The following is a 26,874-nucleotide window of genomic DNA, read 5'->3' as shown; positions in this document are numbered from 1 at the left end:
TCGGCGATATTCATGCAAACTTTATATGTTGAACTTGGCGAACGCCGTTATCCTATATTTATTGGTAGTGATTTAAATCCACAAAGCTTGTTAGCACCTTATATTCATGGGCAGCAAGTGATGATTGTATCCAATGAGACAGTCGCACCACTGTATTTAGAGCACTATCAGCAATCAATCCAAGCCTTGGGTAAAACAGTTGCGACATGTATCTTGCCAGACGGTGAGAAATATAAAAATAGTGAGCATTTGAATCTTATTTTTGATGCCTTACTTCAGGCTGGCTTCAATCGAGATTGTACTGTACTTGCTTTGGGTGGTGGTGTGATTGGAGACATGGCTGGATTTGCATCGGCATGTTTTCAGCGTGGTGTGTACTTTATTCAAGTACCTACTACTTTATTGTCACAGGTAGATTCAAGTGTTGGTGGTAAAACAGGCATTAACCATCCTTTGGGTAAAAACATGATTGGTGCATTCCAACAACCTCAGGTTGTGTTGGCAGATATGTCTCAATTGGATACATTACCCGATCGTGAGTTATCAGCAGGTTTGTCTGAAGTTATTAAATATGCGTTACTTGGTGATTCAGATTTCTTGATTTGGCTAGAACAAAATATGGATGGCTTAGTGCAGCGTGATGCTCACTTGCTAGCAGAAGCGGTATATCGCTCATGTGCACATAAAGCGCGAATTGTGGCCAATGATGAAAAGGAACAAGGTGAGCGTGCTTTGTTAAATCTAGGTCATACTTTTGGTCATGCAATTGAATCATACTTAGGTTATGGTGAATGGTTACATGGTGAAGCTGTTGCTGTAGGTATGATTATGGCAGCAGACTTGTCGCATCGTATGGGGTGGCTTAGTGCAGATGATGTACAACGTACAAAAAATATCATTTTACGTGCCAATTTACCTGCAGTTTGCCCTAAAATTCCATTAGATCAATTCTTGTCATATATGTCGCATGATAAAAAAGTGTTGAATGGTCAGTTGCGTTTGGTGCTAATGAAGCAACTCGGTAAAGCTGTCATCACGAAAGAATTTGATGTGGAATTAATGAAACAAGCCATTCTGGCAAATCAAAGATAAGTAAAAGGTTCATCATGGCGCTTCAAAAGGCAAAATTTCCTATCCAGCAATACGTTTGGCTCGTATTTGGAGGGGCTTGCCTGTTTGGCGCGCTCGTGTTCTGGGCGGTTACAGACACCAAAGAATTAATAGAGGTGGATAAACAGCCCGAAACAGAAGTTGAATTACAAATTCAGCCTGAAAAAGTTGCTGCAATGAACCATCTTGGTGCGTTATATGATGAGGTGAAACCTTTAGATATGACTACACGTGTGGTGGTGACTGCACAGCATGAAGCTGAGTTTCGTGGTACAAAATTCATCGCTGAACATAAAAATGATGTGGCAGTCGAGATTTTTCGTAGCTCAAATGAAGAAATTGTAAAAAGCTTCTTGAAAAAGCAAAGTGATCGTAAGCCTTTCATCTATTTGAGACTTTCTGGTGAGGATCACCCAGAGCAATATGTTTTATTGTATGGTGTGTATCGTAGTAATAGTGAAGCAAATCAGGCTATTGCAGATATGAAAATAGGGTTACCTGCTTCTGTAAAGCCAGTAGTTATTGCGATTGATCAATATCAGCCCTTGGTGAATGATTTAGGTACAGAAGAATTAAAAAATAACAGTAAGGTTTATTCAGTTAAATTAAAAACTGCACCTCTGCCACAGGTTGATGAGGCACAGTTGGCGGCAGCACGAATAAAAGCACAAGCCCAGCAGTCAGAAACACAAGTGGATTCAACGAAAAATGTTACCACGAGTACCACAGTAACTCGACGAGATGCATCGGGTAATGTGGTCAATGTGCAGAAATCTCAGAGTAGTGTAGAGCCAAGTCGCCCTAAAACAACGCCAACAAATAGTGCGGAACATGAGGTGAGTGACCCATTTAATTAGTTCGGGCTAAAATGGCGCACTAAGTTGTCATCTTATTTTAAAAGTGCGCCTTATTGGTGCAATTTTGATTAAAAATAAAACATCAAATAACAATATTGAATATAAAATCCTTAACTCCTAGATACTTGCTTGTAGGTTTCTTTAATGTGGCATGAAACTTGCTTTATTGGTGCATCAATTGAATATATCTCCCTATTTTGGCGCGAAAATGATTCGATGAGAGTGCGAAGCGGTCGGGCTGATGAGAACTGATGGTTCTGCAAAATATGTCTCAATTTACATGCAAGATTATGATTTTCGGTATATCTTAAGCATGTGAAGAAGAAATAAATTTGCTCAGCAAAACAATTTATGTGAGTAGATTAAGACTAAATCGCGAAGAAAAAATTAGATTTTGTTATTGGCTCGAAAGAGCAGTGTAGAAAAGAAGGGTACGCTATGCACATGCCATCGCCTAATACTGTAGCTCCCGCTCAAGGTTTATACCAACCGGATGAGTTTAAAGATAACTGTGGTTTCGGTTTAATTGCCCATATGCAGGGTGATGCAAGCCATGATCTCGTTAAGACCGCTATTCATAGCCTAAGCTGTATGACCCACCGTGGCGGTATTGCTGCCGATGGTAAAACGGGTGACGGCTGTGGTTTGCTTTTGGCCATGCCAAAGCAATTTTTTCGTGAAGAAGCGAAAAAAATTAGTGATATCACTTTAAGTGAAGTCTTTGCTGTCGGAACGGTTTTTCTAAATTTAGATCCAGCCCTTGCTGCGCACTCAAAACAAGTATTAACCAAAGAAATTGAATCTGAAGGCTGTAAAGTTTTAGGTTGGCGTGTTATTCCAACAAATAATGACGCTTTAGGTTCAATTGCTATGCAGTCATTGCCTGGCTTTGAACAAATTATTGTGAACTGCCCAATGGGTGTAACTGAGGTTGAATTTAACCGTAAGTTATTAATGGCGCGTCGTCGCGCTGAAGAAGCGTTAACTGCCGATCCGTATTTCTATGTAACAACTTTGTGTTCAACTGTGATCAGCTATAAAGGTTTGATGATGCCTGCATATATTGCAGACTTCTATACAGACTTAGCTGATGAACGCTTAGCCTCTCATATTGTGGTTTTCCACCAACGTTTCTCAACCAACACTTTACCGCGTTGGCCTTTGGCACAGCCATTCCGTTATTTGGCACATAATGGTGAAATCAATACCATTACGGCAAACCGTAACTGGGCAATGGCGCGTACGCCTAAATTTGAAAACCCGCTCTTGCCGGGCATTACAGAGTTGAATCCAATTGTAAACCGTACAGGTTCGGATTCATCAAGTATGGATAACATGCTTGAACTCCTAGTTGGTGGTGGTATGGACTTGTTCCGTGCACTGCGTATGCTTGTTCCACCAGCTTGGCAAAACGTTGAAACTTTAGATGCAGATTTGCGTGCATTCTATGAGTTTAACTCGAAGCACATGGAAGCATGGGATGGTCCAGCAGGCTTGGTAATTCAAGATGGTCGTCATGCGATTTGTATGCTTGACCGTAACGGTTTACGTCCAGCACGTTGGGTGATTACTAAAAATGGTTACATCACGCTTGCATCTGAAATTGGTGTATGGGGTTATGAACCAGAAGATGTGATCTCTAAAGGTCGTGTAGGTCCGGGTCAAATCTTAGTGATTGATACGCATACGGGCAAAATGCTCGATACCAAAGATGTGAGCAATCACCTCAAACGCATGCGCCCATACCGTCAATGGTTACGTGAAAACTCAGTACGTATTCAGGGTAGCCCTGAGCTTGAAGAATATTTATGTGAGCAAGGCTTAAAAGGCGATGACCTAAAAGCGGCACAAAAAATGTTCTTGGTAACTTTTGAAGAGCGTGACCAATTGCTTCGTCCAATCGCAGAAAGCGGTCAAGAAGCAGTGGGTTCAATGGGTGATGATACGCCAATGGCAGTATTGTCTCGTCAAGTTCGTCACGTCTCTGATTATTTCCGTCAACAGTTCGCACAAGTAACCAATCCACCAATTGATCCATTACGTGAATCAATTGTGATGTCGCTTGAAACATGTTTAGGACGCGAGCAAAACGTATTTGAACAAAGTCCAGAGCATGCGGATCGCTTGATTATTTCAAGCCCAGTTCTATCTAATTCAAAAATGCATCAAATCCGTACGATTGGTCGTACTGGCTATGAAATTGCAGATATTGATTTGAACTATGCTGTAGAAGAAGGTTTAGAAGCTGCAATTGCACGTATCTGTGAAGAAGCAGCGACGGCGATTCGCGCAGGCAAAACTTTGTTGGTTTTAACGGATCGTAAAATTCGTCAAGGCTTCTTGCCAGCCAATGCTTTGATGGCAACAGGCGCAGTGCATCATCACTTGATTAATGCTGGTCTACGTACAGATGCTAACATTATTGTTGAAACAGCTTTGGCACGTGATGCTCACCAATTTGCCGTGATCTTAGGTTTTGGTGCGACAGCAATTTATCCATACTTAGCTTATGACGTGATTAATGATTTGATCGCGAAAGGCGAGTTATTGGGTGACCCAATTCATGCACAAGCAAACTTCCGTAAAGGCATTGAGAAAGGCTTACTCAAAGTACTTTCTAAAATGGGTATTTCAACCGTTGCGTCTTACCGTGGTGGTCAACTATTTGAAGCCGTTGGTTTGTCGGATGAAGTGGTTGCGAAGTGCTTTACGGGTGTACCAAGTCGTATTAAAGGTGCAACATTTGTAGACCTTGAAAATGATTTGAAAAAATTGGCAGATTTAGCGTGGAAATCACGTAAGCCAATCGATCAAGGCGGTATGTTGAAGTTTGTCTTTGACAAGGAATACCATGCATTTAACCCAGACGTGATTAATGCTTTACACAAAGCAGTACGTTCGGGCAACTATGCAGACTTTAAAGAATATGCTGAGTTAGTGAATCACCGTCCAATCGCAACGATTCGTGATTTATTCAAACTCAAAACTGACAATTCAATTGCATTGGATCAAGTTGAATCAGTAGAAGCTATTTTACCTCGTTTCGATTCAGCAGGGATGTCTTTGGGTGCTTTATCACCTGAAGCACATGAAGCGATTGCAATTGCGATGAATACGATCGGTGGCCGTTCTAACTCTGGTGAGGGCGGTGAAGATCCAGCGCGTTATGGCACAATCCGTAACTCGAAAATCAAACAAATTGCATCAGGCCGTTTTGGTGTCACTCCTGCGTATTTAACTTCTGCAGAAGTGCTTCAAATTAAAGTGGCTCAAGGTGCAAAACCAGGTGAAGGTGGTCAGTTGCCGGGTGGTAAAGTGAACGGCTTAATTGCACGTTTACGTTACTCTGTACCGGGTGTAACGCTGATTTCGCCTCCGCCGCATCACGACATTTACTCAATTGAAGATTTATCACAGTTAATCTTTGACTTAAAACAAGTTAACCCACAGGCGATGGTGTCAGTTAAGCTTGTTTCTGAGCCGGGTGTTGGTACGATTGCGGCCGGTGTAGCAAAAGCGTATGCCGATTTCATTACCATTTCTGGTTATGACGGTGGTACAGCGGCTTCTCCACTTTCTTCAATTCACCACGCAGGCTCTCCTTGGGAGCTTGGTCTAAGCGAGGCGCATCAAGCACTTCGTGTGAATGACCTACGTGGTAAAGTCCGTGTTCAAACCGATGGTGGTTTAAAAACAGGTTTAGACGTGGTTAAAGCAGCTATTCTAGGTGCTGAAAGCTTCGGTTTTGGTTCTACACCAATGATCGCTTTGGGTTGTAAATACCTACGTATTTGTCACTTAAATAACTGTGCAACGGGTGTTGCAACACAGCAAGATCATTTACGTCAGGAACACTATATTGGTGAACCTGAAATGTTGATCAATTTCTTCCACTTTATTGCAGAAGAAACGCGTGAATGGTTGGCAGCATTAGGTGTGGCAAGTCTAAAAGACTTGATCGGTCGTACAGATTTATTAGAAGCATTACCTGGCGAAACTGAAAAGCATGCACATCTAGATTTAAGCAAATTACTTGAATCACACCCAGCAGCTGAAGGTAAAGCACAGTACTGTCAAGTTGAAGGCAATGCGCCATTTGACAAAGGCTTGCTTGCAGAGAAAATGGTGGCAGAAATGCTTCCAGCGATTGAAGCGGGTACAACGGGTGAATATAGCTTCACGATTGGTAACTGCGACCGTTCAATTGGCGCACGTATCTCGGGTGAAATTGCAAAACGCTATGGTAACTTGAGTATGGAAGCACACCCAGTTAAAGTGAATTTAACAGGTACTGCGGGTCAGTCTTTAGGTGTGTGGAACGCGGGTGGTTTGCATATTAGCCTTGAGGGTGATGCAAATGACTACGTGGGTAAAGGTATGGCGGGTGGTCGTATCTCAATTTTCCCACCAAAAGGTTCACCATTCCAAACGCAAAATACGGCAATTATTGGTAACACATGTTTGTACGGTGCGACTGGCGGTAAACTCTTTGCTGCAGGTACTGCGGGTGAGCGTTTTGCGGTACGAAACTCAGGCGCATTTGCGGTGATTGAAGGTGCAGGCGACCATTGCTGTGAATACATGACTGGCGGTATTGTGACTGTACTGGGTAAAGTAGGTCATAACTTCGGTGCTGGTATGACAGGTGGTTTTGCTTATGTACTTGATTTGGATAATGACTTCGTTGATCATTACAACCACGAACTGATTGAGTTGAACCGTATTTCTACAGAAGCGATGGAAGAGCATCAAGAATTCTTACTTCGTATCTTAGATCAACACATTAAAGAAACAGGTAGTGCTTGGGCGTATAAGATCCGCCATGAGTTTGACTTCTATAGCCGTAAATTCTGGCTTGTGAAACCAAAAGCTGCAAACTTGCAGACTTTGTTAAAAACAACTCAAGCTGATCCACAATAATTCCACTACTGCAGAGATATAGGCAGATGCAGTGCTGACTTGGAATCAGTCTGCATCTACCCACGGAGAGAGACATGGCAGAGCGCCTAAATAATGACTTTCAATTCCTGGATGTACCACGCCAAGATCCAGAGAAAAAAGATATTGATGTCCGCAAAGCAGAGTTTGTGGAAATTTATAAACCGTTCACTGCGGAAGTGGCTGCCAATCAAACACATCGCTGTTTAGGTTGTGGTAACCCTTACTGTGAATGGAAATGTCCAGTACATAACTACATTCCAAACTGGTTGAAGTTGATTGCAGAAGGTCGTATTTTCCAAGCGGCTGAACTGTGCCATCAAACCAATACTTTGCCTGAAGTTTGTGGTCGAGTATGTCCACAAGACCGTTTATGTGAAGGTGCATGTACACTGAATGATGGTTTTGGTGCAGTTACCATTGGTAATGCTGAAAAGTATATCAATGACACCGCGTTTGCTTTGGGCTGGCGACCAGATATGTCATCTGTGACATGGACGGACAAAAAAGTTGCGATTATTGGTGCAGGTCCTGCAGGTTTAGGGTGTGCTGATATTTTGGTACGTAATGGCGTAAAACCCGTTGTATTTGATAAACGTCCTGAAATTGGTGGTTTACTGACTTTTGGTATTCCAGAATTTAAAATGGAAAAAGATGTGATGAAACGTCGCCGTGAAATTTTCACAGGCATGGGCGTTGAATTCCGTTTAAATACTGAAATTGGCACAGACGTGACCATTGATCAGCTACTTGCAGACTACGATGCTGTGTTTATGGGTATGGGAACATACACCTACATGAAAGGTGGTTTTGCAGGTGAAGATTTAGACGGCGTTGTTGATGCGCTGGATTTCTTGATCGCCAATGTCAACCGTACTCAAGGCTGGGAAAAAGACCCATCTGAATACATCAGTGTAGAAGGTAAAAAGGTCATTGTACTGGGTGGTGGTGACACTGCGATGGACTGTAACCGTACTTCTATTCGTCAAGGTGCTGAGTCTGTAACATGTGCATATCGTCGTGACGAAGAAAACATGCCAGGTTCGCGTCGTGAAGTGAAAAACGCGAAAGAAGAAGGCGTTGAATTTAAATTCAACCGTCAACCGATCGAAATCGTCGGTGAAAATGGCAAAGTGACTGGCGTTAAAGTGGTAACGACTCAGTTGGGTGAGCCAGATAGCCGTGGTCGTCGTAGTCCTGAACCAATTCCAGGCTCTGAAGAAGTTCTTCCTGCTGATGCGGTACTTCTTGCCTTTGGTTTCCGTACTTCTCCGGCAGATTGGTTTGCAGGTGTGAACATTAATTTGGATGGTTCTGGTCGTGTAGTGGCAGCAGAACAGCAAGAATTTAAATTCCAAACGTCAAATCCAAAAATCTTCGCTGGTGGCGATATGGTTCGTGGTTCTGACTTGGTAGTTACTGCAATTGCAGAAGGTCGTCAGGCTGCGGAAGGCATCTTAGATTACCTTGATGTTTAATTGAGCCTATATCGTTTTAAAACCCGCCTCGGCGGGTTTTTTATTGGGCTGACTGCCTAAAATGATACGTATGTGGTCTATTCGGATAAATCCATCTTCAGATTGTAAAACAAGACTGAAAATTGAACAATTTTGCAAATGGGCTAAGCTTTTTTGCCATGTGTGCATGGCTTTATGATGCTCATACTGGATTCTTGAATTCTAAATTAGAGATGTTCAAAATGACTGCAGTGACGACACAAAAATCATATCAAAATCGTCCCAAAGCCATTGGTATTACTGTACGTAAATTACAGTTTAATCCTAAGGCTATTCGCCGGCACTATTTTGCCAATTCACCTGTGATGTCACATTTATTGACCGCACTGTCTTCAACATTTCCAATTGGTGAGCAATTTTTTGTACATAGTGTACGTAATGTGCGGAATCAGGTGACGGATGAAAAATTGCAGGCGCAAATCGCTGCATTTATTGGTCAGGAGGCGATGCATTCTAAGGCGCATGCCGAATTTAATGATGCTTGGCGTTCAGACGATTATAACTTAGATCGTTTTCAAGCATGGTGAGCGCGCAAAGATAGCTATGTGAAAAACTTACATCCTAAAATTCAATTAGCAATTACCTGTGCCTTTGAGCATTTTACCGCGTTATTGGGGGGCTATATTCTGCGCCATCCAGAGGTGTTAAGTACTTTAGATTCAGATGCCGTTAAACTTTGGGTTTGGCATGCGATAGAAGAGATCGAACACCGCTCAGTGGCATTTGATGTCTATCAGCATGTTTATGGCGATGACAAGATCCGCCGTATGATTATGCGTAGTGTGACTACAGGTTTTGCCAGTTTAACTTTTTATTCTGCCACTAAGCTGTTTATGCAAGACCGTAAAAAGAGTTTGCCCAAAGTAGGCGGTAATATTTTTGGCACGTATTTGCTGGGTAAAATGTTTATACAGTTAATTCCAGAATATTTATCTTATTACAAACAGAACTTTCATCCTTCTGAAATTGATTACACAGACATTGTGCAGTATTGGAAACAGCAACTTGCAGATGAATACCACGTGGAAAGCTTTCAAACGGAGCAGACGCTTATACGATATAGTTGAATGATGATGAAAGGCCCAAGAATTGGGCTTTTTTTATGTGTTTTCACTTTGTTAAAGAAATGCAACAAAACCAAAAGAAAATAGCGCTAGAATAATTTTATTTAAACAAATACAAATAAATACTCGAGGTTAATTGGGATGAATTTAATAAAAAATAGTATGTTGGCGCTGGCTTTGGCAGGTAGTTTAAGCTTAACAGGCTGTGGCTATAACACTTTGCAAGTGAAGGATGAGGCAGTCAATGCATCGTGGTCTGAGGTACAAAACCAATATCAACGTCGTGCAGATTTAGTGCCTAACTTGGTTAATGTTGTGAAGGGTTATGCAAAACATGAAGAACAAGTGCTGACTGAAGTGACGCAGGCTCGTTCAAATGTTGCCGGTTTAAAAGTAGATAAAGAAGTACTTGAAAATCCTGAACTATTTAAAAAATATCAAGAAGCCCAATCGCAAATGACCAGTGCGTTATCACGTTTGATTGCAGTTTCAGAAAATTATCCAGATTTAAAAGCCAATGAGCAATTTAAAGACCTACAAGTGCAATTAGAAGGTACAGAAAACCGTATTGCAGTTGCGCGTAATCGTTATATTTCAACTGTTCAGGACTATAACGGCTATGTCCGCCAATTTCCTCAAGCAATGACTGCAAAAGTGATTGGAATGAAAACAAAACCAAACTTTAGTGCTGAGCAAAGTGCTCAATCTGCACCTAAAGTGACTTTTGATTAAATTGTTGCGCTGAAGCCTGTAAGGAATGCTGATGTCTAAACGTTTGCACAACTCTAAAGCTTACTTGGGGTTGTATTTCGCTCTGTGCTTAAGTCTATTGAGTCTGAGTAGTCATACCTGGAGTGAGACTGCTGTTGCTCAAGATGAGGCTGTGAATGAAATAGCCGTGGCTTCAAAGATCATAAAAGAGCAACAATCGGCGACAAAGACGAGTCAACCAACAGCAACGGCATCAGCTGACGCAGTAACACAGCCTGCACCTAATATTGCCAATGATATGGCAGAAGGCCAAAGTGAGCGAGCTTTACCGACACTAAACACACCGATTGTGGATCAAGCAGGCTTATTAAGTGCAGCGGAAAATCAGGCCATTAGCCAGAAAGTCCTACAGCTACATAAAACTGCCAAAGCACAGGTCGGTATTGTTATTGTACCGACCACGGGGCAAGAAGACATTGTCTCTTATGCCATGCGAGTTGCAGATCAGTGGAAGCTTGGAACAGCCAAACAAGACAATGGTCTGTTAATAGCGATTGCTGTGAATGATCATCGCATACAAATATTGTCGGGTTATGGATTAGAAGGTGTGTTACCTGATGTGGTATTGAGTCGAATTATTCGGAATAACATCACACCCTATTTCAAGCAAAATCAGTATGCTCAAGGGATTCAAGCGGGATTAAATGAGATTGAAAAAGTCCTGAATATGGACCCAGAAGTGGCAGCTCAAGCCGCTCAAGCTTTAAAAGAGCAACAGGAGCAGGCTTTACATGAGCAACAAGCCAAAGAAAAAACCATGATGACTGCTTTGTTTATCTTAATTGCAGGCATTATTGGCTCGTATATTGTGGGTAATCGATTGAGTGCAGCAACAGCAGCTGTCGCAGGTACGGTTGCGGGCTTAGTGAATGGTGCAGGCTTAATTACTAGCTTGCTTATTGGTGGTGGTATTTTCTTTTTATTAATTACGGCGTTGGCACAGGTGATCTTTCAAGCCTTCCTCTCAGGTGGTGGGCGAGGCGGCGGCGGCTCTGGTGGGGGCTTTGGCGGTGGAGGCTACCGTGGAGGCGGAGGTGGTTTTGGTGGAGGAGGTGCTTCAGGCTCATGGTAACAACATCTGAAACAACAAAAATTTTAACGCAACCTAAAATTCAAGATTTGCACCAGCCAAGCTTCAAACGTTGGCTTAAGCATTTTTGCTTTTTACCTGCGACAAAACGCTATTTTGATCAACAAGATCAGCATGCGATAGCACAAGCTGTGACACGTGCAGAGCAGGGGCATGTAGGGGAAATACAAGTCGTTATTGAGGGGCATATTCCTGCACATCAAGCCTATTCACAAAATACCTATGCACGGGCACAGCAATTATTTGCAGAATTGGGCGTATGGGATACTGAGCATAATAGTGGTGTATTGTTATATCTAAATTTATGTGAACGTAGTGTAGAGATTGTGATTGATCGTGGAATTAAAAATTTAACCGAACAAAAGGTTTGGCAAGATATTTGTGAACGTATGTTGACAGCTTTAAAACAAGGATATTATCGCGATTCTGTGGTGAATGGGGTGCTGGAAATAGGGGATGTGCTTGGAAAATTTTATGAAGAAGTGCAAGTAGACAAAAAAAACGAAATTGCGGATTTGCCAGTGATCTTGTAGGCATGAAATATGAGTAAGATAGTGACATTAATTGTCACTTTTAAACACAAAAAGAGACAAAGTTTTCACAAAAAAATAAATATTTTTTTAAAATGCTGTTTTTTTGAGTTTTTTTATTATAATCATTCTTGGCACACTTAGTGCTAAAAATAAATTAGCTTTAAAGGCTTAATAATTAAATTATACATTTGTGGAGAATGTTATGAATGCTCAAAAAGGTTTTACCCTTATTGAATTAATGATCGTTGTTGCAATTATCGGTATTCTTGCTGCGATTGCAATTCCTGCTTATCAAAACTATACGAAGCGTGCTCATGTTACTGAGGGTATTAACCTTGCAGGTGGTGCAAAAGCTTCAGTTGCTGAGTTCTACTCATCAAACAACCGTTTTCCAAAAAATAATCAGAGTGCTGGTTTAGCTGTTGCTACGACTATTAAAGGTAATGCAACTACATCTGTTGGTGTAGGACAGGTTGATGGTTTAGCAACAGCAGCCCAAGCTACCGATGGTCAGATCTTTATTAAATATAATGATAAAGTTGATAATGGCACACCAGCAAAAAATGTACTATTACTCAGCCCATCAACTACAGCAGGCGGTATTCAATGGAAATGTAAACTTCCAGGTTCTAACGCGCTCGACCCTCAATTAATTCCTTCAAACTGTCGTTAATTTGGCTATATAAATTAGCTATAGCGCTCATCATTTGATGGGCGTTTTTTAATTTATAAGATATGATCTATGTTAAAAAAATATCAACCAGTCATTTTTTTTGTCTTTATTCTATTGTTAACAGTTACTACTTATTGGACTGGCTTGAGTGGTAATTTTCTTTTTGATGATTATCCAAATTTAAAAGACTTAGGAACCTATGGGGTGATTGATAGCTGGGAAAAAGTCAGAAATTTTGTATCTAATGGGTTTGCAGGCCCTACTGGGAGACCAATTTCGCTTCTTAGTTTTTTAATTGATGCAAATACTTGGCCTGCTGATCCATATCCTTTTAAATATACTAATTTAATGCTTCATTTATTAAATGGGGTTCTTTTATGTTGGTCTATATTGTTGCTATTAAAAAATTATAATTATAAAGAGCAACAAGCACTTTGGATTGCCTTAGTCGCATCTGCTATTTGGTTATTACATCCTTATTTTGTGTCAACAACTTTATATATTGTGCAAAGGATGGCACAGCTTGCAACACTTTTTAGTTTAATTGGAATCATAGGATATTTAAAATATCGATTATATCTATCTACTAAGCCTATTAAAGCATATATAGGTATGACAATATTGCTAGGATTTAGTACAGTTTTAGCAACCTATAGTAAAGAAAATGGAGCCTTACTTCCTTTTTTAATTTTAGTTATAGAATTTTGCAATCCAAATAAAAGTAATAAGCCAGTATGGCAATGGCGAGCTATATTTTTGTGGCTTCCATCAATAGCGATTCTAGTCTTACTTAGCAAGTATGTGACTTTTGCAGAAAATCCTTGGCTAAATCGTAATTTTAATATGATTGAGAGATTATATAGTGAAGCCAGAATTGTAACGGAGTACCTATATAACTTGGCAGTGCCAAAAATAGAATTAAGAGGTTTGTATCAGGATGGCTATATTATATCAAAGTCGCTTTTAAATCCTATTACAACTTTATTCTCTTTTATTTTTTTATTTTTTATTTTCATATTTTCAATTTTTTATAAAAAAAAATATCCCTTAATTTCATTAGCAATTTTATTTTTTTTAGTTGCACATTTAATGGAATCAACTGTTATTGGGTTGGAGTTGTATTTTGAACATCGGAACTATTTAGCAGCACTCTTTCTATTTTTACCAATAGCGAATGGTTTATTTCTTTTAAAAAATAAAATTGATGATAAGTTGGTAATTTTGTTTGTTGGGCTTATTTTAAGTATTTTAAGTTTTTTTACATATGAGCGAGTGAAGTTATGGTCAAATACTGAAAGTCTAGAAATGTATTGGGCAAAAAACTCGCCAAACTCACCTCGGGCACAAAGCTCAATTGCGCGATTATATTTTGAAAATGGGTATGTCGCTGAATCAAATATTTATTTAGAGCAAGCTATACAGCGTATGCCAGAAAGCGCACTATTAAATCTGAACTTATTAATGCAAAAAGTTTATTCTGGAATGGTTAATGAGTCTGATTTTAAGCAGGTGGCTAACCGAATGAAAACACAGCCCTTTGATGCACAGGCTGTACAAGCATTGCGTAGTTTGACTGAATATATTGTGAATGAGAGGCTAGCACAAAATTATGGAAGCTGGATGATATCATTGATTGAAATTGCTAATACAAATCCAAATTATAGTAATTTCCCCTTATTTCAGCGTTTAACTCCGTATTTAGAAGCACAAATTTATTTAGCACAAGGCAATACAGGTTTAGCTTTAAAAAATTATACTATTGCATTATCTCATTATAATGATGTTGAAGCAGGAATGATGATGGTAGCTGAAATTGGGGAAACTAAAAATTACAGGGAAGCATTAAGTCTTTTGTATAAGGTAGAAGAAGTATATATGAAGCAAGATATTCAGACATTAAAGCGTAGTAAGTCAGAATATGACTTTGAAATTAAACGGTTAAAAATATTTTTAATGAATAAAGTTGAGCATAGTATTTGAAATGTTAAGTTTTATTTTAATTCTTTTTGAAGAAAAATTAATAACTGATGTTTTTTGGTTGGGGAAGCTGGAATGGAATTAAAGGAAAAAAAAATAATTTATTTTTCTATGTTTATAATGATAATGCTTGGATTATATCTTCGTTATTTAGTAGTCCAGTATTCAGTTGTTGATACACCTTTAAGAGCAGATGCGCGTGAATATTATAACTATGCAGTCAATATTCATGAGTGGGGAGTATATTCAAAAGATCATGCTATAAGTGAGAGCCCAAAGCCAGATTCTTTAAGAAGTCCAGGATTTTCTTTTTTTGCATCTATTTTTTATAATTCAAATCAAGATATATTTATTAAACACGTTCTTATTGCTCAAACTATATTTCAAGTAATTTCTTTTACATTTCTTTTTTTTGTATTACATCGTTTTTATGGTGTAGTTGTCTCTTTAATAACAGGTTGGTTTTTGTGGACATTTCCTCATTTTGTAAATATTAATATTTATTTTCTATCAGAGTCATTATTTACATCATTATTAGCTTTATTAATTGGGATGGCTATTTTATCTAATTTTGCAGAGCATAAAAGAAAGTTTTACTATACTTTTTTTGCTATATTGTTAGGTTTAGCAATACTTGTGCGTCCAACATTACAATATTTCCCCGTGTTTTTATTCATTATTTATTTTATTTATTATCGAAAAATCACCAAGTTTTCAATCTTCTTTTTGATTATTTCTTTACTACCAATGCTACTTTGGGGTGCTCGAAATCTTTTTGTTATCGGGCAATGGTCTGATCCGACTTTAATGATTAATGGCTTGTATCATGGAAGTTTTCCATGGTTTATGTACAATGATATTCCTGAAAGTTTTGGTTTTCCTTATAATTTTGATCCACAAGCAAATGAAGTTTATCAAGGTGTTGGTAGGACACTTGAAATTATTTTCGAAAGATTTGTTGAAGATCCTTTGAATTATCTATCTTGGTATCTAATTGGAAAGCAATTTTTTTTATGGCAATGGAGTATTATTGCTGGTCAAGGGGATATTTTTATTTATCCAACTTTAGCCTCACCATATTATGGGGAAAAGATTTCATTATTTACATATTCTATAAATAAATGTGTTCATGTATTCTGGTTGATAGGTGCTTTTTCTGGCCTGATAGTTCTTATTAAAAGATTTTTTAAAAGAGAAACTTTGAGTTTTGCAATTCTAGTCATTAGTGCAGTTTTTTTATATGCTATTTTAATTCATATTATTGTAGCTCCCTTTCCGCGTTATGGTATTCCTTTTAAAATTCCAGCAATGATCATATTTGCAATTACATTCAGTGAGATAATCAAGTGGCTCAAAAGAAAATTTGTGTAGTCTTGCCATGTTTGAATGAAGAAAAGGCTATTGCAAATGTTGTGCGGGGATTTATTGAGCATGTTGAAAATTGTACAGTATACGTCTTTGATAATAACTCAACAGATAATACTATAGAAGAAGCTCAATCTGCTGGTGCATTGACTAGAGTAGTCAAGATGAAAGGAAAAGGGAATGTTGTTCAAGCGATGTTTCGGGATGTTGATGCCGATATTTACATCCTTGCAGATGGAGATGGAACTTACCCTGCGAAAGAAGCAAGAGAAATGGTTAATCTACTTATGCTCCATGATGCCGATTTGGTAATAGGTAGTCGTTTAGGGACATATAAAAATAGTCAAAGTAGAAAGAAGCATTTTTTAGGTAATGTATTATTAACAAATACAGTGAATAAATTATTTGCAACAGAAGCTTATGATTTATTGAGTGGGTATAGGGTAATGTCTAGACGATATGTGAAAACGATGCCACTATTCTCAAAGGGTTTTGAAGTCGAAACAGCGATGACGATTCACGCAATTGAAGTTGGAGCAAAAATAATTGAGCATCCAATTAATTATTTGCCACGCATAGAAGGCACTGAAAGCAAGTTAAATACTTGGCAGGATGGTTTTAAGATTGGTAAAGAGATATTTCAACTTTATAAAGATTATGCGCCAAAGGTTGTTTATTTTATTTTAGCAATATGTTTTATTTTGATTGGCTTTTTTATTGGAATCCCAGTAGTTATTGAGTATATCTATACTGGTTTAGTACCAAAATTTCCACGTGCAATTTTGGCTTCAGCATTAGTTACTATTGGAATTTTTACTGCTTTTATTGGCATTGTTTTGAGTTCGATATCAAAGCTAAGACGTGAAATAAAAAAATTAGCTTTTTTATCAATTAATTAAGTTTTATGAAAAAGTTCTACTTTTTTTGTTTAGTTGGAGGTGTGGGTTTTATATTTGATTATTTAGTTTTTTCTGTGACAAATATATTTCTGAACACATATACTTCTAAAATAATTGGTTTCATATGTGCTGTACAGCTTACATATCTTATGAATAAATTTATCACTTTTTCACAGTGTAATGCTATCTATACCGCATATATATTCGGGCAATTGAAAGGATTCTTAATAAATATGTTTATTTTCACAGTGATCTATTCTTTTACGGGAAATCAAAATATTGGGTTTCTAGTGGCCGCTGGAATTACTGTAATATCTAATTTTTTTTATGCAAAATTTTTTGCATTTAAGACTAAACCTGAGGGCTATTGATGGCTATTTCTGTCGTTCTTCCTGCTAAAAACGAATCTGGAGCAATTGGTCAAACAATTGAAAGAATTCAAAAATTGCAAATTGTTGATGAAATTATTGTTATTAATGATGGCTCGACAGATGCTACAAAGGATATTGCTGAGCAGGCTGGTGCAACAGTAGTAACACATCCATATTCTAAAGGTAATGGGGCAGCTATTAAAACAGGCGCACGTCAAGCCAGTGGTGATGTTATTATTTTTATGGATGCTGATGGACAGCATGATCCAAAGGATATTCCACGTTTATTGCAAAAAATAAATGAGGGTTATGATCTTGTTGTTGGTGCGAGGCAGCAAGGTTCTCAAGCCAGCCTGGGGCGAGGTATAGCAAATGGCTTATATAATAGCTTAGCCAGCTATATGACTGAACATAATGTGGAAGATTTAACTTCAGGGTTTCGCGCGGTACGTGCAGAAAAATTTCGTGAATTTCTATATCTACTTCCTAATGGTTTTTCATACCCAACGACGAGTACCATGGCGTTTTTTAGGGCAGGTTATTCTGTGACTTACGTACCAATTCATGCTGCAAAAAGAATAGGAAGGAGTCATATTAAACCATTAAAAGATGGTATCCGTTTCTTTATTATTATTTTTAAAATTGCAACTTTATTCTCACCTCTAAAAATGTTTTTACCTTTTGCAATGTTGCTATTTTTATTAGCAACCAGTTGGTATGGTTATACTCTTTATGAATACCAAAGATTCACTAATATGAGTGCCCTACTTTTTACGGGGAGTATTATGATTTTTCTCATGGGGTTGATTTCTGAGCAAATCACAGCATTGATGTATAAGAAAGAAGATTGAGGATGATTTTGAATAACTCAATTTTAAAAATATGGAAAATATTGACGCCTCTAGATAAAAAAAAATTAGGAGTAGTTTCAATTTTAGTTATTTTTATGACAATTATTGAATCTATAGGTGTTGTTTCTATAATGCCATTTCTGGCTGTATTGGCGAATCCGGAAAGTATACAACAAAATTTTTTATTAAAAAAAATATATAATTTTTTTCAAGCCCAAAATTCCAATCAATTTATTATCCATTTGGGTATTATTTCACTTGTTATTGTTATATTTTCAGCATTTTTGAAAATATTAACACAATATGCTTTGAATCGTTTTTCAAGTCTACAAAGGCATTATTTTTCTAGTCGCTTACTTAAGATTTATTTAAAACAAAATTATAGTTTTTTCCTTCAAAGAAATAGTGCAGATTTAACGAAAATTTTATTAAATGATGTGGATCAGGTTGTTTGGGGGGTAATTAAGCCTGTATTGTCGATACTATCGTATGGCTTAATTATTATCGCAATGATTATATTGCTTATTTTTTATGATCCTATGATGGCCTTAACGACTGCTGGAGTGATTGTTAGTTTTTATGCGTTGATGTTTTATATTGTCAAAAATTTTATGAAAAAAATTAGCAAAGAGTTTTCAGTTGCTAATCAAGAAAGATATCAAAGTTGTCAGGAAGTCTTTGGTGGCATAAAAGATGTGATGATTAATCATGCACATGATTATTATTATCAGCGATTTGATAGAAACTCTCGAGTTTATGCAAGACATTATGCTTCGCATGAATCTCTGGGGCAAATTCCATTACATGTAATAGAAACGATCGGTTATGGCTGTCTGATTCTTTTAGCTATATTTTTGGTTTTACAGAACCATAGCGTTGGGACAATTTTACCAGTCATTGGTCTATATGGCGTGGCAGCATATCGTATGTTACCTGCGGCACAAAACATTTATCGAGCGATCACAACATATAAGTTTTCAGAGCATATTTTAAATGGGGTAATTCGTGAGTTTGAAATTGACTCGACTGAGAGTGTAAAAAAGAGCGATGATGAAGAGCTTCTATTTAATCACAGTATTGAATTGGTTGGAGTGAGCTTTGCTTATCCAAATACACCAGAGAAGAAAATTTTAGAAAATATTAATCTAAAAATTGATAAGAACAGTAGTCTTGGAATTACTGGTAAAAGTGGGTCTGGTAAAAGTACTTTAATGGACATTATGTTGGGGCTTTTACAGCCAACTTCTGGTACTTTACACATAGATGGTAAGGTTATAAATAAAGAGAATATACGCAGCTGGCAAAGCTTAGTGAGTTATGTACCTCAGTTTATTTATTTGGCAGACATGACTATTGCTGAAAATATTGCTTTTGGCGTTCCCAAAGATCAAATAGATTTTGAAATGGTGAAAAATGCTGCGAAACTTGCGCAAATAGATGAATTTATTACTCAAAATTTGAAAGATGATTATAATACGGTGATAGGGGAGCGTGGTATTTTATTGTCTGGTGGACAACGGCAGCGTTTGGGAATTGCACGTGCTCTTTATAAGCAACCACAAGTTATTTTTATGGACGAAGCTACAAGTGCTTTAGATACTGAAACTGAAAAAGCAGTTAATGAAGCGATTCAAAGTTTGAATGGGAAAATGACAATGGTGATTATTGCACATAGAGAAAGCGCAGTTGTTGGATGCAGTGACATTCTTAACTTAAAATAATTTTAGGGATTTTATAGTGAATAATAAACCTTCTTTTTTATTTCGTTTGTTTAGGGCTTTTACACCACCTATAATTTTTAAATCAATTATTAGTTTTTTTGAAAATTATAAGCCAGCTCTTTTTGATGGCGAAGAAAACGCTTTATTATTTAAAAAATATATTCAAAAATGTAATGTGTATGGAGAATATGGATGTGGCCTCAGTACAGAATATGTTTTGAAAAATACAAATTGTTCAATAGTTTCTATTGATTCATCTAATGAATGGGTTAACTTAGTCAAATCTAAAGCAGATAGTTCAAAAAAATTAGATATATATTACGTTGACGTAGGAGTAGTTGGAGACTGGGGTAGACAAATAGATTATACAAAAAGAGAAAATTTTAAAAATTATGCAGATCAGTTATGGGAGCAAAATCTAACGCCTGATTTAGTTCTAATAGATGGTCGTTTTCGAGTGGCCTGTTTTTTAACATGCCTTTTAAAGGCACCAAAGGGTACTGTTATTATTTTTGATGACTATACTAATCGTCCTGAATACCATCTTGTGGAAGAGTATGCTTCGATTAAAGAAAAGCATGGTAGACAGGCTGTATTTATCACCCAAGCTTTGACTCAAGATAAAAAATATGAAATAGAAAAAATCGTAAAACATTTTTATTATGTGATGGACTAATAATGAATACACCATTAATAAGTATTATTATTCCAATGTATAATAGGGAAAAAACAATAAATGAATGTTTGAATTCAGTTTCTCAGCAAACATATAGAAATATAGAAATACTTGTTGTAGATGATTGCTCTTATGATGAGTCAGTGAATATTGTTAAAAATTATTTAGATAATAGGGTTAAGTTAGTGCAGCTTGATAAAAATAGTGGTGCTCAAGTTGCTAGAAATAGGGGAATTATAGAAGCAAAAGGGGAGTGGATTGCTTTTAATGATTCTGATGATATTTGGATGCTAAATAAATTAGAAAAACAATTAAATATATTAGAAGCTAATCATTTTAAAAAAAATATAGTAATTCATTCTGATTGTAAATGCTTTGATGAAGAAAGTGGAAAAGAGTGGGTCTGGAATGTACCTAAAACAGAAGGCTCATGCTTAGAGTTATTATTAAAAAGGCCGGCTCCTTTATTTCCAACTTTATTAACTTCTAAAGAAAATCTATATAACTGCGGTATGCTTGATGAAGATGTTCCATCATACCAAGAGTGGGATACAGTGATCAAATTAGCACAAAAGAGTATCTTTTTTCATATAAGAGAGCCTTTATTTACTTATATGCTACATCAGGGGGAAACTATTTCAAAAGATACAAAACGTGATATAGAAGGATATTTATATATAATAAATAAATATCGTAATCAGATGGAAAGTTATAAGTTTTATGATAGACATATTTTAAACTTAGTACTGAAGTCCATAAGTTTTGAGTTATTTGATTATGCTGAAAGAATTATAGATTTTCATAAAAAATCAAGTTTTCTAGTTTTTTTACTTTGTATTCTTATAAAATATAGAATACGTAATAAATATGTAATACGATTTATTACAAAGGTATTTTTATGATCCAACATATTATTAATAATAAACAATTGCTATCTATCATCATTCGACATTCTTTCGACAAAGAAGGAATTGAGTTCTTTACACCCAATGATTTCTCTCAACAACTTGCATACATGAAACGTCCTAAAGACTATGTAATCTCTCCACATGTGCATAACCCTGTTCCTCGTGAAGTACAATTCACAAAGGAAGTTTTGTACTTAAAAAGTGGTAAAGTTAGAGTAGATTTTTATGATGATCAACAGAAATATTTAGAAAGTACAGTTCTTAATACGGGTGATGTAATTCTTTTAGCATTTGGAGGTCATGGCTTTGAAATGTTGGAAGAATCAGAAATAATTGAAGTTAAACAAGGCCCTTATGCAGGGGATTTAGATAAAACTCGATTTGAGCCTGTTCCAAGTGATCAATTGGTAGTGAAATAAATGATTCCTGTAAATGAACCCCTGTTAAATGGAAACGAAAAAAAATATCTAAATGAATGTATAGATACTGGATGGATTAGTTCAGAAGGTTCATTTATTACACGTTTTGAACACGAGATGTCAGCTTATACTGGGCGTAAATATGCAGTTGCTGTCACAAATGGTACGGCTTCACTGGAAATGGCGATAGTAGCATTAGATATTCAAGCCGGCGATGAAGTGATTATGCCTAGCTTTACCATCATTTCATGTGCTCAAGCAGTTGTAAAAGCAGGAGCGATCCCAGTTCTTATTGATAGTGAATATGATAGCTTTAATATGTGCGTAGAGCAGATTGAAGCTAAGATTACAAAAAAGACAAAAGCAATCATGATCGTACATATTTATGGATTACCTGTAGATATAAAACCTATTTTAGAATTGGCAAAAAAATACGACTTAAAAGTGATAGAAGATGCTGCTGAAATGCATGGACAGACTTATAACAATAAAAAATGTGGTAGTTTTGGGGACATTAGTATATTTAGCTTCTATCCAAACAAACATATAACTACTGGTGAAGGTGGAATGATACTTACAGACGATGAAGATACTTATAATCGCTGTAAATCATTACGTAATCTTGGTTTTTCATCTGACTCAAGTAAGCGATTTATTCATGAAGAGCTTGGGTGGAACCTTAGAATGACTAATCTACAAGCAGCACTTGGTGTTGCACAATTAGAACGGATAGAAGAGTTTGTTGAGAAAAAACGTTGGATTGGAAATTTATATCAAGAATTACTCAAAGATATAGATGGAATTAATTTACCCATTAAATCAAAGCAATTTTCTGAAAATATTTATTGGGTATTCGCTATTACTTTAAAAGATGAGCATCTTAAAACTGCCCAGCATGTGATGAAAGAGTTAGGAGCTAGGGGAATTGGTACACGTCCATTTTTTTACCCGATGCATCAGCAACCTGTATTTAAAAAAATGGATTTATTTAAAAATGAAAGCTATCCAAATGCGGAAAAACTTTATGAAAATGGGTTCTATATTCCGAGTGGTTTAGGGTTAACAGAATCTCAAATTTTTGAAGTTTCTAAAGTGTTACATGAGGTGCTATAATGAACCAATTTGGTGAATTATATTCACAATATTATGATTTGCTTTATCAAGATAAAGATTATCAAGCTGAAGTAAATTATGTTATTGCTTTGATTAACCAAAGTTCACCTGAAGCCCAGACAATTTTAGATTTAGGTTGTGGAACAGGTAGGCATGCATCATTATTATGTGAAAAAGGCTTCACCATTCATGGTGTTGATGTAAGTGAGGATATGTTGGATGTTGCTGAAAAGCATAGAATTGGTAAAGAAAGCCAACTAAGTTTTAGCCACGCAAATATTCAAAACTTAAAATTAAATAAAAAATATGATGTAGTGACTTCATTATTTCATGTAATGAGTTATCAAAATTCAAATCAGGAATTAACTCAAGCTTTTAGAGTGGCGAAAGAACATTTGGTTGATGATGGAATTTTGATTTTTGATTTTTGGTATGGTCCAGCAGTACTGACTGACTTACCGACAACAAGAATCAAGAGACTTGAAAATGATCAACTACAAGTGACTAGATTAGCAGAGCCTGTTTTATATGCTCAGAAAAATATTGTTGATGTAAACTACCATCTTTTTCTTAAAGATAAAGAGACTCAAAACTTTATAGAGAAAAGAGAATTACATTCTATGCGGTATTTATTTGATACTGAATTAGAATTAATTTGTAATGAAGTTGGCTTTGATATTTTAAATAAATATGAGTGGATGAGTCAAAATACTCCTAATTTTAATAGTTGGAATGTAGTGTGGATACTCAAAAATTAAATATAGCCTGTGTATTTGAAGGCGATATAGAAAGTGGTGGAGGATTTCAGACTCAACTATCAACAATTTTGATACTATCTAAAAATGATAAGTATAAAATAACAGCATTTACATTTTCAAATAAAAATAAAGAGTTGCTAATTAAGCATGGCTTAGATGTAGTTTGTCTTAAAACTAGTATTTTTGATAAAATATTAAAAATTTTTAGCTTGCAAATTTGGTTTCAAATTTTAAGGTTTAAATGGAAAACTACATTTGAAAAAAAATTAGATAATCATTCTATAGATTTAGTCTATTTTTTATCCCCATCAAGTTTGGCACTTTATTTATTAAATCATAACTATATTTATACAGTTTGGGATTTATGTCATAGAGATATGCTTGAATTTCCTGAAGTTAACTATTATAGAGAGTTTGAGGTTAGAGAAATATTATATAATAATGCACCTAAAAAAGCTGTTGCAGTATTAACTGACTCTGAGTTGGGTAAATCAAACGTAATTAGACGCTATAATTTAGATGAGAGTCGGGTGTTTAGTTCTTCGTTTTCTCCATCCATTAATATAGTTGAATCAAATTTTATTGATATTAAGAAAAAGTATAATATTGATGTAGATTACATATATTACCCAGCTCAATTTTGGGCTCATAAAAATCATATATATATTATAGACGCAATAGTAAAGTTGAAGAAAAAAGGAATTTTATTGGCTGCGGTTTTTAGTGGTTCTGATAAAGGGAACTTAAAATATATTTTGGATTATGCAAAGAAATTAAATGTTGAAGATTTGATTCATTATATAGGTTTTGCACCGAATGAAGAAATTTATTATTTATATAAACAGTCGCTTGCATTGGTGATGCCAAGTTATTTTGGACCAACAAATATTCCTCCTTTAGAGGCTTTTGCTATTGGAACACCAGTTATTTATTCGGATCTAGATGGATTGCGTGAGCAAGTTGAAGGTGCTGCGCTTTTGTGTGATTTAAATAATAGTGGTCATTTAGTAGAGCATTTGGAGTCATTAATTAATAATTCAGAGAAAAGAACAGAGCTTATCCAGTTAGGTTATAAGCGACTAGAAGAGTTACAGAAGTATTCAATCGATCAAACATTGATAAAAATTTTCGATGATTATTCTGTTAAATTAAAATGTTGGAAGTTTTTATGAAAAAAGCACTCATCACTGGAATAACAGGGCAAGATGGCTCATATCTGGCTGAGTTTCTATTGGAAAAAGGCTATGAAGTACATGGCATAAAACGACGTGCTTCAAACTTTAATACACAACGGATTGATCATATCTATCAAGATCCGCATGTGGACCATCAACGTTTAGTACTTCATTATGGTGACTTAGCTGATTCATCAAACTTAACGCGTATTATCAATGAAGTACAACCAGATGAGATTTATAACTTGGCAGCACAATCTCATGTGGCAGTCAGTTTTGAATCGCCTGAATATACTGCAGATGTGGATGCACTAGGTACATTACGTTTATTAGAATCCATTCGTTTTTTAGGCCTAGAGAAAAAAACCAAGTTTTATCAGGCTTCTACTTCTGAGCTTTATGGTTTAGTGCAAGAAACACCACAAAAAGAAACGACACCATTTTATCCACGCTCACCATATGCTGTAGCTAAATTATATGCATACTGGATCACAGTGAATTACCGTGAAGCTTATGGAATGTTTGCCTGTAATGGGATTTTATTTAATCACGAATCTCCAAGACGGGGTGAAACCTTTGTAACACGTAAAATCACTCGATCATTTGCTAATATGGCTGTGGGTATAGAAGAATGTCTATATCTAGGAAATATGGATGCACTGCGAGATTGGGGCCATGCAAAAGATTATGTGAAAATGCAATGGATGATGCTTCAGCAGGATCATCCGCACGACTACGTTATTGCTACTGGAGAACAATATAGCGTTCGTCAGTTTGTGGAGTGGTCAGCAAGTGAATTAGGTATTCAGTTGCGTTTTGAAGGGGAGGGTATTGAGGAGGTGGGTATTATTGAATCAATTCACTCAGAACAATGCCCAGCATTGAGGGTAGGACAAATTATCGTGAGAGTTGATCCTCGATATTTTAGACCCGCCGAGGTTGAAACGCTACTTGGTGATGCGACCAAAGCAGAACAGGAATTAGGCTGGAAAGCTAAAATTAGTGTCAAAGAATTATGTGCTGAAATGGTTCAGCATGATTTAAAAACAGCACAAAAAAATTCGCTCTTAAAACAGCATGGTTTTGAAATTGATGTTTCTTTGGAAAAATAAGTTATGAATTCACAACGTATTTTTGTGGCTGGCTCTAAAGGAATGGTGGGTTCCGCGATCATTCGAAAACTTGAGCATGATCAAACTTGTGAAATTATAACAGCATCAAAACAGGAGCTAAATTTAACGGATCAAGCTTCTGTAAATGCTTTTTTTAAAAAACATAGAGTCGATCAAATATACTTGGCGGCAGCAAAAGTTGGTGGTATAGGCGCAAATTTACAATACCCAGCTGATTTTATTTATCAAAATTTAATGATTCAAAGTAATGTGATTCATGCTGCACATTGTAATGATGTACAAAAACTATTATTTTTAGGATCATCATGTATTTATCCTAAATTTTCACAACAACCTATTGCTGAGACCGAACTTTTAACTGGACACTTAGAGCCTACTAATGAACCCTACTCAATTGCGAAGATTGCAGGGATTAAAATGTGTGAAAGTTATAATCGCCAATATGAACGTGATTATAGAAGTGTAATGCCCACAAATTTATATGGCATCCATGATAATTTTCATCCTAAAAACAGCCATGTTATTCCAGCACTGATAAGACGAATTCATGAGGCGAAGTTAGCTAATTTAAAAGATGTAGAAATCTGGGGCACAGGAAAGCCATTACGTGAATTTTTATATGTTGATGATATGGCAGAAGCTTGTGTACATATTCAAAACTTAGAGTTAAGCACTTATCAACATCATATTACTCCAATGCTGTCTCATATCAATATAGGCACTAATGACGAGGTCTCAATACTACAGCTGGCAAATGTCATCAAGGATGTTGTCGGGTACAACGGTCAATTAATTTTTGATTCAAAACAGCCAGACGGGACTCTACGTAAACTCTTAAATAGTCAAAAAATAAACAATTTAGGTTGGCAACCTCAAATTGGACTGAAACAAGGACTGAAAATCACGTATGATTGGTTTTTAGAAAATGAAAATCAATTAAGACAGATCTGATTTT

General features: G+C 36.5%; 21 protein-coding genes and 1 pseudogene. All 22 read left to right on the top strand.

From position 1 onward, the window contains the following. Window positions 1-12 precede the first annotated feature (12 nt). The 22 genes and pseudogenes from aroB (at window position 13) to DYI81_RS18015 (ending at window position 26,870) form a co-directional block, all read left to right on the top strand. Entirely contained in the window at window positions 13-1,092 is a 1,080-nt protein-coding gene (gene aroB, locus DYI81_RS05035) for a 3-dehydroquinate synthase (protein ID WP_117006901.1), read from the top strand. 14 nt (window positions 1,093-1,106) lie between these two features. Then, window positions 1,107-1,967 (top strand): hypothetical protein, encoded by an 861-nt coding sequence (locus DYI81_RS05030; RefSeq protein ID WP_117006900.1) that lies wholly within the window; start codon window positions 1,107-1,109, stop codon window positions 1,965-1,967. A 444-nt stretch (window positions 1,968-2,411) separates the two neighbouring features. Next, window positions 2,412-6,887, top strand: coding sequence for a glutamate synthase large subunit (gltB, locus tag DYI81_RS05025; RefSeq protein WP_106983935.1), 4,476 nt, complete (start codon window positions 2,412-2,414; stop codon window positions 6,885-6,887). 74 nt (window positions 6,888-6,961) lie between these two features. Further along, on the top strand, window positions 6,962-8,383 hold the full coding sequence (locus DYI81_RS05020) for an FAD-dependent oxidoreductase (RefSeq protein ID WP_117006899.1): 1,422 nt from the start codon (window positions 6,962-6,964) through the stop codon (window positions 8,381-8,383). Window positions 8,384-8,604: 221 nt separating this feature from the next. Beyond that, window positions 8,605-9,489 (top strand): annotated as a pseudogene (locus DYI81_RS05015) (metal-dependent hydrolase). 138 nt (window positions 9,490-9,627) lie between these two features. Continuing rightward, window positions 9,628-10,218, top strand: a complete 591-nt coding sequence (locus DYI81_RS05010; protein WP_106983937.1) for a LemA family protein — start codon at window positions 9,628-9,630, stop codon at window positions 10,216-10,218. Between the two features lie 31 nt (window positions 10,219-10,249). Continuing rightward, window positions 10,250-11,329, top strand: a complete 1,080-nt coding sequence (locus DYI81_RS05005; RefSeq protein WP_117006898.1) for a TPM domain-containing protein — start codon at window positions 10,250-10,252, stop codon at window positions 11,327-11,329. Then, window positions 11,323-11,880, top strand: a complete 558-nt coding sequence (locus tag DYI81_RS05000) for a TPM domain-containing protein (RefSeq protein WP_117006897.1) — start codon at window positions 11,323-11,325, stop codon at window positions 11,878-11,880. Before DYI81_RS05005 ends, DYI81_RS05000 begins: the two co-directional genes overlap by 7 nt. Before the next feature lie 202 nt (window positions 11,881-12,082). After that, window positions 12,083-12,553, top strand: coding sequence for a pilin (locus DYI81_RS04995; protein ID WP_117006896.1), 471 nt, complete (start codon window positions 12,083-12,085; stop codon window positions 12,551-12,553). Between the two features lie 69 nt (window positions 12,554-12,622). Further along, window positions 12,623-14,533 (top strand): tetratricopeptide repeat protein, encoded by a 1,911-nt coding sequence (locus tag DYI81_RS04990; RefSeq protein ID WP_117006895.1) that lies wholly within the window; start codon window positions 12,623-12,625, stop codon window positions 14,531-14,533. Window positions 14,534-14,605: 72 nt separating this feature from the next. Then, on the top strand, window positions 14,606-15,901 hold the full coding sequence (locus DYI81_RS04985) for a glycosyltransferase family 39 protein (protein WP_117006894.1): 1,296 nt from the start codon (window positions 14,606-14,608) through the stop codon (window positions 15,899-15,901). After that, a complete protein-coding gene (locus tag DYI81_RS04980; RefSeq protein WP_117006893.1) occupies window positions 15,877-16,794 on the top strand; it encodes a glycosyltransferase in 918 nt (305 codons plus the stop codon). The genes DYI81_RS04985 and DYI81_RS04980 overlap by 25 nt, the downstream gene beginning before the upstream one ends. 370 nt (window positions 16,795-17,164) lie before the next feature. Beyond that, window positions 17,165-18,016, top strand: coding sequence for a glycosyltransferase family 2 protein (locus DYI81_RS04970; protein WP_117006891.1), 852 nt, complete (start codon window positions 17,165-17,167; stop codon window positions 18,014-18,016). Window positions 18,017-18,018: 2 nt separating this feature from the next. Then, window positions 18,019-19,737 (top strand): ABC transporter ATP-binding protein, encoded by a 1,719-nt coding sequence (locus DYI81_RS04965; protein WP_240627344.1) that lies wholly within the window; start codon window positions 18,019-18,021, stop codon window positions 19,735-19,737. Between the two features lie 16 nt (window positions 19,738-19,753). After that, a complete protein-coding gene (locus tag DYI81_RS04960) occupies window positions 19,754-20,413 on the top strand; it encodes a hypothetical protein (RefSeq protein ID WP_117006890.1) in 660 nt (219 codons plus the stop codon). Window positions 20,414-20,415: 2 nt separating this feature from the next. Next, a complete protein-coding gene (locus DYI81_RS04955) occupies window positions 20,416-21,315 on the top strand; it encodes a glycosyltransferase family 2 protein (RefSeq protein ID WP_117006889.1) in 900 nt (299 codons plus the stop codon). Next, on the top strand, window positions 21,312-21,740 hold the full coding sequence (locus DYI81_RS04950) for a hypothetical protein (protein ID WP_117006888.1): 429 nt from the start codon (window positions 21,312-21,314) through the stop codon (window positions 21,738-21,740). The genes DYI81_RS04955 and DYI81_RS04950 overlap by 4 nt, the downstream gene beginning before the upstream one ends. Further along, window positions 21,741-22,853: a DegT/DnrJ/EryC1/StrS family aminotransferase gene (locus DYI81_RS04945; protein WP_117006887.1), complete on the top strand. Its 1,113-nt coding sequence runs from the start codon at window positions 21,741-21,743 to the stop codon at window positions 22,851-22,853. Continuing rightward, a complete protein-coding gene (locus DYI81_RS04940) occupies window positions 22,853-23,611 on the top strand; it encodes a class I SAM-dependent methyltransferase (RefSeq protein WP_117006886.1) in 759 nt (252 codons plus the stop codon). The genes DYI81_RS04945 and DYI81_RS04940 overlap by 1 nt, the downstream gene beginning before the upstream one ends. After that, on the top strand, window positions 23,593-24,783 hold the full coding sequence (locus tag DYI81_RS04935; RefSeq protein WP_117006885.1) for a glycosyltransferase family 1 protein: 1,191 nt from the start codon (window positions 23,593-23,595) through the stop codon (window positions 24,781-24,783). The genes DYI81_RS04940 and DYI81_RS04935 overlap by 19 nt, the downstream gene beginning before the upstream one ends. Beyond that, window positions 24,780-25,898, top strand: coding sequence for a GDP-mannose 4,6-dehydratase (gene gmd / locus DYI81_RS18020; protein WP_117006884.1), 1,119 nt, complete (start codon window positions 24,780-24,782; stop codon window positions 25,896-25,898). Before DYI81_RS04935 ends, gmd begins: the two co-directional genes overlap by 4 nt. Before the next feature lie 3 nt (window positions 25,899-25,901). After that, window positions 25,902-26,870 carry a GDP-L-fucose synthase gene (locus DYI81_RS18015; protein ID WP_117006883.1) on the top strand — a complete coding sequence of 323 codons (969 nt, stop codon included), beginning with the start codon at window positions 25,902-25,904 and terminating at the stop codon, window positions 26,868-26,870. Window positions 26,871-26,874: the final 4 nt, after the last annotated feature.

The organism is Acinetobacter sp. SWAC5, assembly GCF_003419885.1.
Lineage (GTDB): Bacteria > Pseudomonadota > Gammaproteobacteria > Pseudomonadales > Moraxellaceae > Acinetobacter > Acinetobacter cumulans.
Note: the sequence above shows the minus strand (reverse complement) of the source record. Positions and strands in the feature narration are given on the sequence as shown.